Below are 12,877 nucleotides of genomic sequence, written 5' to 3' on the forward strand. Positions count from 1 at the left end.
GGCCCACCGACGAACGGATCGCCAGTGCTCCGCCGCCTGCGCTCTCCGGAGCGTGCCCCTGTGTCCTGCCCTCGCCGACATCTTCACCGCCGGATGGCTCTCCTGACCATCGCTCTCGTGGTGACCCCGATCGTCTGTATGCACTTCGGGGCGGCGAAGGTCTCCGTCGCCCAGATCGCCCAGGTCATGTTGTCCCACCTACCCAGCTCTGGGATGTCCCCGCCCTCACCGATCGCTGACGCCCTGATCTGGGACAACCGGGCCCCACGGGTCCTGGCCGGGCTCGGGATCGGAGCGATCCTGGCCGTCGGGGGAACCGCGCTCCAGGCGATGACCCGCAACCCCCTGGCCGAGCCCTATGTCCTCGGTGTCAGCTCCGGGGCCTCCACCGGGGCCGCCGCCTCCGTGGTTCTCCTGGGCGTCGCCCACGGTGCGGGGCTGTCCGCGATGGCTTTCCTCGGCGCCGGGCTGGCGACCGTCCTCGTCCTCGCGGTCGGTGGCGGACGGAGCCAAGGCGTCCTCCATCTGGTCCTGGCAGGTCTCGCCTGCGGGTTCATCTTCCAGTCGGTGACCAATCTGATCGTCTTCTCCAGCGCCGACCCCGAGACAGCCCGCAGCGTCATGTTCTGGATGCTCGGATCGCTGTCGCACAGCACCTGGGACTCGGCCTGGGCCGCCACCCTCGTCGCCGTGGCACTGACCGTGCTCTTCTGGGTCACCGCCCCTCTGCTCGACGCCGTCTCCAGCGGCGACACCACCGCGTTGACCGTCGGCCTCGACCCGGTACGGATGCGCGTCGTCGTCACCCTCGTCGTCTCGTTCGCCGTCGCCGTCGCCGTGGCCGCCGCAGGCGGTATCGGTTTCGTCGGGCTGGTCGTCCCCCACCTGTGTCGGCATTTCCTGGCCCGTAACCACCGGGTGCTCGTGGTCGGAGCCGCGATGTCCGGAGGCATCTTCCTCGTCATCGCCGACACCTTCGCCCGAGTGGTCTTCGCCCCGTCGGAGATCCCCATCGGCGTCGTCACCGGCCTCGTCGGCGCTCCCATTCTGCTTGTCATGATCCGCGCCATGAAGACTCACCGATGAACAGCGCACCCGACGCCCTCTCCACCCACGAGGTCACCGTCCGTCGCGGCGGCCGGATCGTCGTCGACGGTGTCGGATTCACGGCCCGCGCCGGGAGCACGGTCGGCATCATCGGGCCCAACGGGGCCGGTAAGTCTTCTCTCCTGCTGGCTCTCCACCGGGCGCTCTCCCACGAATCGGGCACCATCGAGCTCGGGGCGACCGAGATCGGTGCGTTCTCCCGTCGGCAGATCGCCCAACAGATGGCCGTCGTCGCCCAGGAGAACGAAGCTGCGCTGCCGCTCACCGTGCGTGACAGCGTCAACCTCGGGCGTCTCCCCCACCGGCCGCTCCTGCGTTACGGCGACACCCAGGACCAGGAACGGATCAGCAAGGCCCTGGAACGGGTCGGGCTGGAGCCGCTCGCCGACCGGCTCGTCACCGAGCTGTCCGGCGGCGAGCGCCAACGCGTGCTGATAGCCCGAGCCATCGTCCAGAACGCGCCCTTCCTGTTGCTCGACGAGCCGACGAATCATCTGGACCTGCACCACCAGTTCCAACTCTTCGAGCTCGTGCGCACTCTCGACGCGACCACCGTGGTCGTCCTGCACGACCTGAACCTCGCCGGGCGGGTCTGTGACGAGCTGGTCCTGCTCGACAGGGGTCGGCCGGTGGTCTACGGGCCGCCCCGGGAGGTGCTGACCCCTCAGGTGGTCTCTGCCGTCTATCACGTGGATGTGGAGTGCATCGAGCACGGCGGTCAGCCGCACCTCCTGTTCTCGCCGAGCCACCACCACCGTAGCGAACCGCCATGTCAACGCACCGAATCGGTGCACTCGGGAGGAAAACCATGAGAAGCAGGACACGCAGTTCCCTGGTTGCCGTGACCGTGCTCGGCTGCCTGCTGACCACGGCGTGCAGCTCGTCGATCCCGTCGGTCCCGCCCTCCGACGGGGCGGGTGCCTCGTCCGGGGCCTATCCGAAGACGGTGAAGAGCTGCGACGAGCAACTCACCTTCACGAAGAGCCCGGAGAAGGTCCTGATCATGGATGACACGGATCTGTCGATCCTGGCCGAGATGGATCTGCTCGACAAGGTCGTCGGCCGCTCGGGCAAGCTCCGCACCGCCCCTTATGACGAGAGCACGCTGACCAGGATCAAGAAGATCCCGGAGATCGCCAGCTCGGTGCTGGACAGTGGCGGCACCCAGGTGGCCACGGAGACGGTCATCGCCAGCGGCGCCGACCTCGTCATCGGCTTCGACGCCGGCATCGACCGGGATGCCCTGCGCAAAGCTGGGATTCCGGTGTACGCGCCGGTGAGTTTCTGCCCCGACCTCAACCCGGAGAAGGCGGCTTTCGAGCTCGTCAACAACGAGATCACGAAAGTCGCCGACATCTTCGGGGTTCCGGAGAAGGGACGCGAGCTGACCGAGCGGATGAACAGCCGGATCGGCGGACTCACCAAGGAGGTCCGTACCCGTGGAAGCGTCGCCGTCCTGTACGTGATGCCCGGGAGCAGATCCTTCTACGCCTACGGCAGGTCGAGCATGGTGCAGCCGATCGTGGAGGTCAACGGTTTCACCAATGTCTACGGGCAGGATCCGCAGCGCGTCTTCGACGGGTCGATGGAAGACCTTCTCGCGAAGAATCCCGACCATCTCATCCTGTTGTACGGCGAGGGCAAGAGCGAGGAGGCCGAGCCGACGCTGATGAGTTTCCAGGGCGCGGAGAAGCTGTCGGCGGTGGTGAACAAGAAGGTCATCACGATGGCGTATTCACTGACCGATCCGCCGACACCGAATTCTGTCAAAGGGGCCACCGTCCTCGACGAGCTCGCCCGGCGTTGACCGTCCGGAGCAGAAAGGAGCCTTCGATGAACCCGACCCGTGCGATGTCGGTCTCCTTCGCCGTAGGTGCTGGGGTGGTCGTCGTCCTGTGCGCCGGGTGCGCCCAGCCACCCGACTCTCGTGGAGGTGCGCCGAGCACGTCGACCACGGTTGCCCCGTCGACCGCGTCCGCGGTGCCCTGCCAGCCGAATCCGTCCTACCGGGACGGCCAGTACTCCGGCGAACGTGCCGACTACAAGTACGGTGACACGACGGTGAAGATCACTGTCGCGGGCGGGTGCATCACCCAGGTGGAGGCCGCTCTCAACGCGAACAGCAGCTATTCCACGCAGTTGCAGGGCAAGGCCGGTCCCGTGTTGAAGGACCGGGTCGTCGCCGCGAATTCGGCGGAGATCAGTACGGTTTCCGGGGCGACCTATACCTCGCAGGCGTATCGGACGAGTCTGCAGGCCGCGGTGGACCAGGCCCGCCAGGCAGGAGCTTCCGGGAGCGGGCCGTGATCCTGCAGGCCATGGGCACCGTGTTGAGCCTGACCCTGTCGGTCCCGGAACCTGCGCGGCTGGCGGGGCAGGTCGCTGGCCTCCTGGACGAGATCGAGGGGCGGTTCTCGCTGCACCGCCCGGGTTCGGAGTCCTGTCGTCTCAACCGGGGCGAGATCGCCCTTGACGGAGTGAGCGAGACCTTCCGGTTCTGTCATGAGCTGGCGATGCAGTGGTGCAGGGCGACGGACGGCGCCTTCGCGCCGGTCGGTCCGGGTGGCTGCCTCGACCTGTCCGGGGTGGTCAAGGCCTATGCCATGCAACAGGTTGCCGATGAGTTGGCTGTCCAGGGGCTGGCCGACTGGTGTCTGAACGTGGGGGGTGACGTCCTCGTCGACGGGTCCGATCTGGGCGGCGGTGCCGAGCGGTCGTGGACGGCGGGGATCGTCGACCCGGACGATCGTTCTCGGTTGTTCAGCCAGTTCACGCTGTCACGTCGGTATCCCGCATTGGCTACTTCGGGCGTCGCGGAGCGTGGCGGGCACATCTGGTCGACGCCGGGTGCGGAGCCTTTCGTGCAGGTGAGCGTCGCCGGGCCGGACATCGTGTGCGCGGATGTCTTGGCGACGGCGGTCTTGGCCGGAGGGCGGCCTGTCCTCGATCTGGCGTGCGCCCGGTGGGATGTCGCGGTGCTGGCAGTTGCACAGGACGGTGGGCTTTTCGCGACACCGCATTTCCTGGCGGATTAGCGCGGGGCCGGTGGGCGCCGGATTCTGGTCCAGTTCGACCGTCTGCTGACCGACTGACCTCGAACATCCAATAACGACAAGCCTTCTCGTACTCTGCGCTTCATGCCAGCGATGCATTTCATGCCGACCGACGAAGGCCAGGACCTGATCGAGCTGACCCGCGAGATCTGCCAGGAAAAACTCCGCCCGCAGGCGGACGCGATGGAAGCGAAAGCAGAATTCCCCCGGGAGATCTTCACCCTGCTGGGGCGCTCGGGTCTGCTGACCTTGTCCTACCCGGAGGAGCTGGGCGGCGGCGGCCAACCCTACGAGGTCTACCTCCAGGTCGTCGAGGAGATCGCCTCGGCGTGGATGAGTGTGGCCGTCGGGGTCTCCGTACACAGCCTCACCTGCAATCCGATCGCGACCTTCGGCACCGACGAGCAGAAAGAGCGTCTGCTCACGACGATGCTCTCCGGGGAGATGCTGGGCGCCTACTGCTTGTCCGAACCGATGGCCGGTTCCGATGTCGCGAGCATCTCGACCCGGGCGACGAGAACCGACGACGGGTACCGCGTGAAGGGCACGAAGGCGTGGATCAGTCATGCCGGCCACGCCGACTTCTACACCCTTTTCGCCCGGACCAGCGACGACGGTCCGCGCGGGCTGTCCTGCTTCCATGTCCCGGCCGGGACGAGCGGGATGAGTTTCGCGCCACCGGAACGGAAGATGGGCCTGGACTGCGACACCGTCGGCCAGGTCATGTTCGACGGCGCCGAGCTACCCGCTCAAGCGCTGATCGGCAAGGAAGGGCAGGGCATGTCGATCGCGTTGTCCGCCTTGGACAGCGGACGACTCGGCATCGCCGCCGCCGCAACCGGGTTGGCCCAGGCAGCCCTGGACGTGGCCACGGCCTATGCGAAGGAACGGGAGCAGTTCGGCCGGAAGATCGCCGAATTCCAAGGGCTGGCTTTCCTGCTGGCCGATATGGAGGCCGCGGTGACCAGCGCGCGGGCGACCTATCTCCACGCCGCCCGGCTGAAGGACGCCGGCCGGCCGATGAGCAAAGAGGCCTCGGTCGCCAAACTCATCGCCACCGACGCCGCGATGAAAGTGACCACGGACGCAGTACAGGTCCTCGGCGGCGCCGGTTACACGAAGGACTTCCCCGTGGAACGGTACATGCGCGAAGCCAAGGTGACCCAGATCTTCGAGGGCACCAACCAGATCCAACGGCTGGTGATCAGCCGACAGCTCCTGGGCCGATGACTGGTGGGGAGAAGTTCTCCTCACCACGGGGTCCCCATGAAAATCTCGTCGACTCGCATCTCACTGCTTTTCGCCATAATGACCTCGTCGGCCTGTTTCTTCATGGCGATCCCTCTTCTCCCCCTGTACGTCGCCGAGCTAGATCCAAGCTCCCCGCTAGCGGGCCCCACCTTGGCCATCTCCTTCTTTCTGAGCGGCCTCTGCGCTCCTCTCTGGGGGCAACTTGCGTCGAACTACGGTTCGAAACCGATGCTGATCAGGTCTTCTGTTTTGATCTGCGCCGCGTACGGCCTCAGCGCCTATGCAACCGACGTGGAGACGCTGTTCTTCTCGCGATGTTTGGCCGGTATTGCTTCCGGTTTCGTTCCGGTTGCGTCAGGAGCTCTGGCTCAACTGAGCCCGGTTGAATCACGAAACCAGGACTTGGCGTGGATAACTTCCTCACGCACCGGGGGAGCCCTGGCCGGACCCGCAGTCGCTGCTGGGGTTGTATGGTTTTCGAACAGCTACCGAATTGCCTTTTTGGCTTCAGCTCTCCTCAGTCTTATCACCATCATGGCCGCGCTGCTGACACCAAATGTCAGATCGCGCTCCCAGCCCAGCTCTGAATCCCCTGATATTCATCCACAGCGGCGTACGATCTGGTTTAACATGCCCGTGCTCTCGATCTTTGTGCTCACTGCCGGATCTATGCTCGTGAACATTTGGCTCCCCTTCACCCTGGCACGCCTTGTAGGGGGCGTCCAGGCGGCGCCGCCACTCACGCTCATCACCACTCTGTCGGCTTTGATCACGATGTTCCTGGCCCCGTTGTGGGGCAAGCTGGCGGACAAGTACGGCGCGAAACTCGTCCTGATCGGCACGCTGACGGCCACTTTGCCTTTCGTTCTCGCACTGAGCCAGCCAGCGGGGATCGCAGGTTTGATCCTGTTGTTCGTCACCTTGGCGTTGTTCGGGGCTGACACGATAGGGCTGTTGTCGAGCGAAAGCAGCAAACGTTTGAATCCACACCAGATCGGACCATTCTTCGGATGGACGAATACGGCAACCCAATACGGCAATGCTCTCGGCGCTGCCATTTGTCCGATCCTCATAGGCCATGGGCAGAATGTCCCCATATTCGCCGCAGTAATCTGCGACCTCATAGCAATGGCCATCATCGCCGCACTCTATCGAGTATCCGAGGAAAAGAAACCGAGTTGAAGTGCAGTATCAACCCGTGAGCGCCTCGCCTGCTTGAGCGGGGATTGAATCGAGGGTTTCGGCGGGCGTGTCGAAGTTGGGGGTTCTCGTTACTGTCGCATTGCCAGGACGAGTGATTGGCGGCAAAGAACACGGGTACGCCGGTGTTGATGGTGAATATGGCGCACCGCGCCATCTCGCGGCCCCGACCCCAGGTCAAGGAGGGGCGTAGTAGGCCGGGCAGTCACGACCAGCCCCTGCTTTCGCAACGCCGCTACAGCTGGCGGCCCGCTTTCGCCGCGCTGAAGAGGCCCCATGCCGCCTCTCCCAATCCAGCTCCCGCCGCCAAGGTCAGACGATGGTTGGCCCATGCCCGACGCCTTTGACCCCCGTTCTGCACTCGATCTCGCTCAGGACGCACGCAACCGTCTCGCGAACCGTGTCACCACCCCATGGTGGTATCACCCTGCTCTCAGCCTCTTCTTCGTCCTGGCATGCCTGGGGATAGGGCTCCCCAAGGAAGCAGTGGGTGACGATGTCAGCACGATCATGACCGTCCTTTCCTGCGCCGGATCCCTGACGATCATGTCGGTGTATCGCCGCATCACCGGCCTGTGGATCCAGCGGACCACCGGCCCGCGCACTCACAAGCTTTTGGTCGGATTCGCTGTGGTCGTGACCATTTCATTGATCTTCTCGGCGGCGAACAGACTGTGGCTCGATTCCTGGTGGGTTCTGGTGGCTCTGAGCATCGGAGCCCTCATCGCAGTACCCCCGTTCGGTCGCCATTACGACAACGTCCTGCGAAGTGAGCTGCGGGCAGGAGGTTCGCGGTGAGTTCGCCACCCTTTGACGAGCTCATCCACCAGCCGCACCGGCTCCGCATCTGCGTACTGTTGGCAGGGGTCGAGGAGATGTCCTTCCAGGCTCTGTGTGACGAGTTGGACGTCACCATGCCCACCCTCAGCAAACAGCTCAAGATGCTCACCGAGGCCGGCTACGTTAAAACCAGAAAGTTCACCCTGAGTAAGCGTCAGTCGACCTGGGCGCATCTCACTCCAGCAGGATCAGCCGCCCTGAAAGCGCATCTCGCCGCTTTGCGTTCCATGGCGGACCAAGTCCTTTGAACTCCGTCAGAATTCGGGTGACATGCAGGGCGGGGGAGGATAGGCCAGCTGCCTTGCTTCACCAGGCTCGCATCAGAGGAGCGCGACGCCAATTACACACGGATCGAGTTCTTTTTACGGCAAGCGATCAACAACGATTTTACCTAGAATTCGCACAGCACTAGCCGACTTGCCGCAACCCAGGAGACTCGGCGCAAAAAACGACATATCTCGAACATCTCGAGGAAAACGATTTCTAGCACGAATAGTTTCGTCCATGACTGCCGCATGATTCTTCACATTCCGATGAGGCGACGCCCGGCAGAGCCGGGCCGTCAACTCGCCCTCCAGATTCAAACCAGACTCACCGGCAGAGCGGAGGCCATGAACCGCACCTACGCACCCAAGTAATTCGTGAGTCACTGCGTTTGCACCCTCCAACGTGACTTATCAATCGCTCCGTCCATACACATGAGGATCACGCGGGATGGCGGCTCCGCCGGCGCGACGAGGTTGTCATGTTGCCCTTAGTCAGCCATCAGACCGCAGACTTCTGGGACCGCCCGGAGCAGTTCAACCCGTCGCGTTGGAGTGCCACCTACCCTCCCCCGGAGTGTATTTTCCCTTCGGTGCTGACCCACGTCGGCGCATAACTGCTGGACTGTCAGAAACTGTGATCTCTGACTTCTTACCAGCAGTCGACAGAGGAACCTATAGCGTATCTTTATCTTCACCGCACGTAGCTCTAGCGACAGAGACGACACTATTCCCCATCGGACTCTCGCTGAAGATCACTAAAGGAAGAAACGCTCAATATGTACGTCGAGATTAATGACTCACGAATTTACTTCACAGCCACCAGCTGCCGCCCGTACGAGCACGATCGGATAACGCTCGTCGGTCTGCACGGGGGTCCGGGAATAGACGGAGACCAGCTTCGGTATTTCCTAGGTCCCTCGGCCGAGTGGGCCGATGTAGTGGTCCCAGATCAACGAGGACACGGACGAAGCGACCGGTCCTCAGCTGACTTCTGGACGTTGGCCCAGTGGTCTATGGATGTAGAGCAGTTTATTCTGAAGCTGGGGCTCACGAATGTAGTTTTAGTTGGCACTTCCTTTGGTGGATTTGTGACCCTAGACTATCTCTCCCGATTTCCAGGAACAGTTCTAGGCGGCGCCATTGTGGGATCATCTGCGCGCCGTGCAGACGGTGCTGAAATCGTGGAGCGCTACGGAGTGGTCGGCGGCACAGAAGCCGCCAATGTCATGCAGCGTTTGTTGAACTATCCTTCGGCAGACGCAGAGGCCGAATGGGGGCGGGTCTGTGCTCCTTTGTCGCGACTGAGAGCGCCAGATGGCGTATTGACGAGAATCATAGACTCACAACTTCACACCCCCGAGGTGAACGCACACTTCATGTCCACCTTCAGCGACCTAGACCTGCGCGAGAACCTTAGGCAAGTGCGCGAACCGTTGCTGGTTCTAGTAGGGGACGCTGACCCCCTTACGCCCCCAAGCGTGGCTGCAGAAGTGGAGAGCTACTCCGGGGGCGACGTTTTCTTTCACGAGGTTCCCGGATCGAGTCACCAACTCATTTGGGACAATCCCGATGCTTTCCAGTCAATGCTGCGAAGCTTCGTTGCACGGTTGGCTCCAGGAAAGCATGAGGTCATTTAATATTTTGGCCAATCCCACACAGACCGATCTCCAGATGGCATTTCGCGAGCTAGGGAGTTGCCCGCCTGATACTGTAGATAAACCAGTTCGTGACGGATCTATCCGTGAAAGAAAAGCTATTCCTTGCAGAATTGCGTATGACAGTCCAAGCTGTTGTAGACGAACTTAACACTATCCGGGGTATGATGCGTGAGGGCGGATTAGATCGCATGGGCAAGCTATGCCGGATCAGCGATAGCGATAAGGAGTTGATTCGACATCAGTTCTGGCAATATTGGTTTACGGCGTCACACCCTGACGTAATTGTTTCCTGGATTGGTCGCGTCGTTGAGTTCACGGATATTTACCTGCAAGACTCTTCAGTCTCCACTGATGCGATAGTCCGAGCACAGGCGCACTTATTTATTCGATTTATGCGGGGTTCCCGTGGAGGCTACAACTATTTCGGCAGTGGCGTTCCCGGTTGATATCCTTGATTTATAATAGGGAGACCTCGTGGCGACCTGTTTTTGGGCGAGCAAGATAGCCCACGAGCCGTCGATATAGCCCTACGAATCACTTGTTACAGCATTGAAGGCTTATGGCATTGACGCCGGGAGGCTCCCCGCAGGCGCTGCCGGTCCGGGTGCGAGCTGGCTTCCGGTCTGCACTGTGACCGTCATCGACGGGCTGCCGGCCGTCCAGGCGTTAGCAGTGGCTACCGCATCGGTACGTGGCGCGATGTCGCTGGAGTCGATGTGGTGGTAGAGCGCGTGAGGGGTAGGACACCGTGCTCAGCGGCGCTCTTCTGGTGTAACCGGTCATGATCTTGTTCATCTGGGCACTGGTCCCGGCAGTCGTGCTGGAAGCAAGGACTTGGAGATCACCCGCCCATCCGTATCCGCTTCCGCCGAAAGTCATCCCAGCCAGCCAGGTGCCATAACCGCGCCCACCGCTGGCGATGTAGAAGCCGTAGTCGACGTATCCGGAGCTTCTTCCGGTGAAGACCGTCCTCGTCGAGGAGTACCAGTCGGCAGGCACCGTCGAGAAGGCGTGGACATCCACCTGCCCGGTTAGGGACTGACCTGCGCCCCTGAAGGCGCAGCTTTCACGTTGACCGTCGCACGACGTCGCACACCTTGACCAGGTGAGGAGAAACGTTCAGGGATGCGGACCCCAAAGGTTTCGGGCCGTCAGGGGTCCACCGAGTCGCGGCGAAGTCGTACGGCCATTCCGGTGCGCTGGCATGGGCGGGGCCTGTCGGAGGTCAGAGAGCTCATCGTTCTTCCTGAGATATGTCCGGCGCAGTGATCAGTGGTGCGTCTCCACCTCGGCAGCCCACGCGGTCAGGTCGTCGGTGAGGCGCATGGCGATCCCGGCGTAGCCGTCGGTGTCGCACATGAGGGCGTCCGCTTCACGTCGACGTCCGGCGGCTGCTTCGGCGAGGATCTGGCCTGCAGCCTGGTGGAAACGGGCGTGGGCTTCTCTGGTCTCGGCAGCGCGGGTCCGGTCGAGGGCGTCGGCCTGTCCGGAGTGGAGCCATTTCCCGAAGGGGCAGACGTCGTCCCGGGAAGCCGATTGAACGGTGACCCCGGCAGGCAGGCTTCCGGTGTCGATGGCGGTGCGCAAGCGTTTCTTCCAGGCGGCGTGGGCCGAGATCCCCGCTCGCAGCGGATGGAGGACGATACCGTCTGCGATTCGGTCGATGGTGACCTGCTGCGCCTCGACGGCATGTTCCATCCTGGTCATCTGTTCACGGGCACGTTCGAGACTGGCGTGCGATGACTCCGTGGTGTCCACACAGGAGACGACATCGGCGCGCAGACTTGAGGTCGCTCCGGCGACATTGGCTGCGGATCGGGTGATCTCCGCGATGGTGGTGTTCTGTTCCTCGATCGCGGCGGCGATGGAGGCCTGATTCCGTTCGACCTGTTGGAGCATCTGATCGATGCGGAGGACCGCTTCGCGGACGGCTTCGCTGTGTTCCGCGAGCTGAGCGAGTTTGTCGGCGATCTCGGTGGTGGCCGAGGTGGTCTCGTCGGCGAGATTCTTGACCTCTTCGGCGACGACGGCGAACCCTTTCCCGGCTTCCCCTGCGCGAGCTGCTTCGATGGTCGCGTTGAGGGCGAGCAGTCTGGTCTGGTCGGAGATGCTGGAGACCGATTTGACGACGCCGTCGATCTGGCCGGTCGACTCGGTGAGTGATTCGACGGATCCACGGACTTCGTGGGCTGCTCTGCTGGCGTCGGTGACGGCGACCGTGGCCTGAGCTGCCGCCTGGGACACCTCGCGCATCGCTGCGGTCATCTCCTCGGTGGCAGAGGCCACCGATTGGGCTTCGTCGGCAACGGTTCCGGTGGCTGCCGACATGGAGTGGGCGGTGTGCGCGGTCTCTTCGGTGGCGACAGCGAGCCTGGCGAGACATTCGGTGAGATCGACTGAGGCCGTCTTGACCTGCTCTCCGCCGACTTTGAGTGTCCGAAGGGTCTCTTCGGAGGCGTGGCCTGTCGAGGCTCGCTCATTGGTGGCACGAGGAGAGAAACGCAGCAGCACGGGGAGGTCCTTACTCCTGGGGCGGTGGCAGATCACCAGTCGGCGTGATCGCCGTTCAGCTGAGTCTTTCCGCGACTCAGGGCTGGTTGACGATCTGGCGCACTTTCGCTGCGAATTCCTCTGCGGTGAGCACGCCTTGGGCGTGCAGATCGGCCAGGACGCCGAGCAGGATCTCCTTGTCGGTGGCCGGGCGCCCGGCGGCGCCTTGGGCGAGGCCGGGCGCGGGCATGGTCGCCTGGGATGCCGTGGCCGTCGGCGCGGCAGCACCTCCGACGCCGGGGGTGGACCCGGGCGGCCCGACGGGAGGAACCGTGGGTATCCCTGCGGTGACGGCTCCGGCTCCAGCTGCCCCTGCCTGGTGGCCCGGCTCCCCTGCGGCTGCGGGATTCGGTTGCGGGTTCACCGCTTGGCTGGCTGCTTGGGCGGCATTGGCCTGTGCGGCGATCGCCGGTGGGAGCTTCGGCGCGACCAAGGGGTCGGGGGTGGCTCCGGGTACGGCGCGTGGCTGTGCCCGGCCGGAATCGCCGGGGCGGATGCTCGCGGGTTTCCGGTGTCGGCCGAGTCGTTCCTGAGCATTGGCTGCGCCACCACCGGGCCGGGTGACGTGGACGACGATATGTGGCGCGCGGGTGAGCAGGGCGTCGACGAGGCGGTCGCCGTCTTCGCGGCGCATCTTGCGGACGACGAGCCTGCCGGAGGAACTGAAGAGGGCGAATCCGTCGTGGACGGTCGGGTCGTAGTCGACGGTGGCGACTTCGCGGATGAGCACGAACTGCACTTGGTGCTTGCTGTAGTCGTCGCGGATCGCGATGACCCGCTCGGTGGTGAGGGCGACGAGCCCTGCGGCTCCGGCGTAGGTGCAGGCAGCCAGTTCTACGACCTGTTCCTCGGCCCCGAGTTCTTCGGCGAGGTCGCGCATGGCTGAGCGCGTGCCGAAGGTCACGACCATTCGTGCGGCCGCCTCCGCGATATCTCGACGCAGTTCGCTCAC

14 protein-coding genes are annotated in these 12,877 nt (G+C 63.4%); 11 read left to right on the forward strand and 3 right to left on the reverse strand.

What is annotated here, in order from left to right; translation table 11 throughout:
- Nucleotides 1–60 precede the first annotated feature (60 nt).
- The 11 genes from DX923_RS10925 to DX923_RS16205 all read left to right on the forward strand — a co-directional run bounded on the left by DX923_RS10925 (nucleotide 61) and on the right by DX923_RS16205 (nucleotide 9,821).
- Nucleotides 61–1,086 (forward strand): FecCD family ABC transporter permease, encoded by a 1,026-nt coding sequence (locus DX923_RS10925; RefSeq protein WP_240322602.1) that lies wholly within the window; start codon nucleotides 61–63, stop codon nucleotides 1,084–1,086.
- Nucleotides 1,083–1,919 carry an ABC transporter ATP-binding protein gene (locus DX923_RS10930; protein WP_116114852.1) on the forward strand — a complete coding sequence of 279 codons (837 nt, stop codon included), beginning with the start codon at nucleotides 1,083–1,085 and terminating at the stop codon, nucleotides 1,917–1,919. Before DX923_RS10925 ends, DX923_RS10930 begins: the two co-directional genes overlap by 4 nt.
- Nucleotides 1,916–2,914 carry an ABC transporter substrate-binding protein gene (locus DX923_RS10935; RefSeq protein ID WP_162872911.1) on the forward strand — a complete coding sequence of 333 codons (999 nt, stop codon included), beginning with the start codon at nucleotides 1,916–1,918 and terminating at the stop codon, nucleotides 2,912–2,914. Before DX923_RS10930 ends, DX923_RS10935 begins: the two co-directional genes overlap by 4 nt.
- A gap of 26 nt (nucleotides 2,915–2,940) precedes the next feature.
- Nucleotides 2,941–3,414: an FMN-binding protein gene (locus tag DX923_RS10940; RefSeq protein ID WP_116114856.1), complete on the forward strand. Its 474-nt coding sequence runs from the start codon at nucleotides 2,941–2,943 to the stop codon at nucleotides 3,412–3,414.
- Nucleotides 3,411–4,142 carry an FAD:protein FMN transferase gene (locus DX923_RS10945; protein ID WP_240322603.1) on the forward strand — a complete coding sequence of 244 codons (732 nt, stop codon included), beginning with the start codon at nucleotides 3,411–3,413 and terminating at the stop codon, nucleotides 4,140–4,142. Before DX923_RS10940 ends, DX923_RS10945 begins: the two co-directional genes overlap by 4 nt.
- A gap of 102 nt (nucleotides 4,143–4,244) precedes the next feature.
- Nucleotides 4,245–5,390, forward strand: a complete 1,146-nt coding sequence (locus DX923_RS10950; protein ID WP_116114858.1) for an acyl-CoA dehydrogenase family protein — start codon at nucleotides 4,245–4,247, stop codon at nucleotides 5,388–5,390.
- A 36-nt stretch (nucleotides 5,391–5,426) separates the two neighbouring features.
- Entirely contained in the window at nucleotides 5,427–6,593 is a 1,167-nt protein-coding gene (locus DX923_RS10955; protein ID WP_116114860.1) for an MFS transporter, read from the forward strand.
- Between the two features lie 348 nt (nucleotides 6,594–6,941).
- Nucleotides 6,942–7,409: a hypothetical protein gene (locus tag DX923_RS10960; protein WP_116114862.1), complete on the forward strand. Its 468-nt coding sequence runs from the start codon at nucleotides 6,942–6,944 to the stop codon at nucleotides 7,407–7,409.
- Nucleotides 7,406–7,699 carry a winged helix-turn-helix domain-containing protein gene (locus DX923_RS10965; protein WP_116114864.1) on the forward strand — a complete coding sequence of 98 codons (294 nt, stop codon included), beginning with the start codon at nucleotides 7,406–7,408 and terminating at the stop codon, nucleotides 7,697–7,699. Before DX923_RS10960 ends, DX923_RS10965 begins: the two co-directional genes overlap by 4 nt.
- Nucleotides 7,700–8,493: 794 nt before the next feature.
- Entirely contained in the window at nucleotides 8,494–9,354 is an 861-nt protein-coding gene (locus DX923_RS10970) for an alpha/beta fold hydrolase (protein WP_116114866.1), read from the forward strand.
- Nucleotides 9,355–9,458: 104 nt separating this feature from the next.
- Nucleotides 9,459–9,821, forward strand: a complete 363-nt coding sequence (locus tag DX923_RS16205; protein WP_162872912.1) for a hypothetical protein — start codon at nucleotides 9,459–9,461, stop codon at nucleotides 9,819–9,821.
- Between the two features lie 220 nt (nucleotides 9,822–10,041).
- Here the strand turns inward: DX923_RS16205 and DX923_RS10975 are convergent, their stop codons facing one another.
- From DX923_RS10975 to DX923_RS10985, 3 genes are all read right to left on the reverse strand, one after another.
- Nucleotides 10,042–10,398, reverse strand: coding sequence for a hypothetical protein (locus DX923_RS10975; protein ID WP_116114868.1), 357 nt, complete (start codon nucleotides 10,396–10,398; stop codon nucleotides 10,042–10,044).
- 246 nt (nucleotides 10,399–10,644) lie between these two features.
- Nucleotides 10,645–11,886: a methyl-accepting chemotaxis protein gene (locus DX923_RS10980; RefSeq protein WP_116114870.1), complete on the reverse strand. Its 1,242-nt coding sequence runs from the start codon at nucleotides 11,884–11,886 to the stop codon at nucleotides 10,645–10,647.
- 76 nt (nucleotides 11,887–11,962) lie between these two features.
- Complete coding sequence (locus tag DX923_RS10985) at nucleotides 11,963–12,877, reverse strand: SHOCT domain-containing protein (protein ID WP_162872913.1); 915 nt, start codon at nucleotides 12,875–12,877, stop codon at nucleotides 11,963–11,965.

The sequence above is a fragment of the Austwickia chelonae genome (genome assembly GCF_003391095.1).
GTDB classification, from domain to species: domain Bacteria; phylum Actinomycetota; class Actinomycetes; order Actinomycetales; family Dermatophilaceae; genus Austwickia; species Austwickia chelonae_A.

Bases quoted from the DNA above. Each gene is read 5' to 3' on its own strand.
- DX923_RS10930 (WP_116114852.1), top strand. From the start codon at position 1,083: ATGAACAGCGCACCCGACGCCCTCTCCACCCACGAGGTCACCGTCCGT.
- DX923_RS10935 (WP_162872911.1), top strand. From the start codon at position 1,916: ATGAGAAGCAGGACACGCAGTTCCCTGGTTGCCGTGACCGTGCTCGGC.
- DX923_RS10940 (WP_116114856.1), top strand. From the start codon at position 2,941: ATGAACCCGACCCGTGCGATGTCGGTCTCCTTCGCCGTAGGTGCTGGG.
- DX923_RS10950 (WP_116114858.1), top strand. From the start codon at position 4,245: ATGCCAGCGATGCATTTCATGCCGACCGACGAAGGCCAGGACCTGATC.
- DX923_RS10955 (WP_116114860.1), top strand. From the start codon at position 5,427: ATGAAAATCTCGTCGACTCGCATCTCACTGCTTTTCGCCATAATGACC.
- DX923_RS10960 (WP_116114862.1), top strand. From the start codon at position 6,942: ATGCCCGACGCCTTTGACCCCCGTTCTGCACTCGATCTCGCTCAGGAC.
- DX923_RS10970 (WP_116114866.1), top strand. From the start codon at position 8,494: ATGTACGTCGAGATTAATGACTCACGAATTTACTTCACAGCCACCAGC.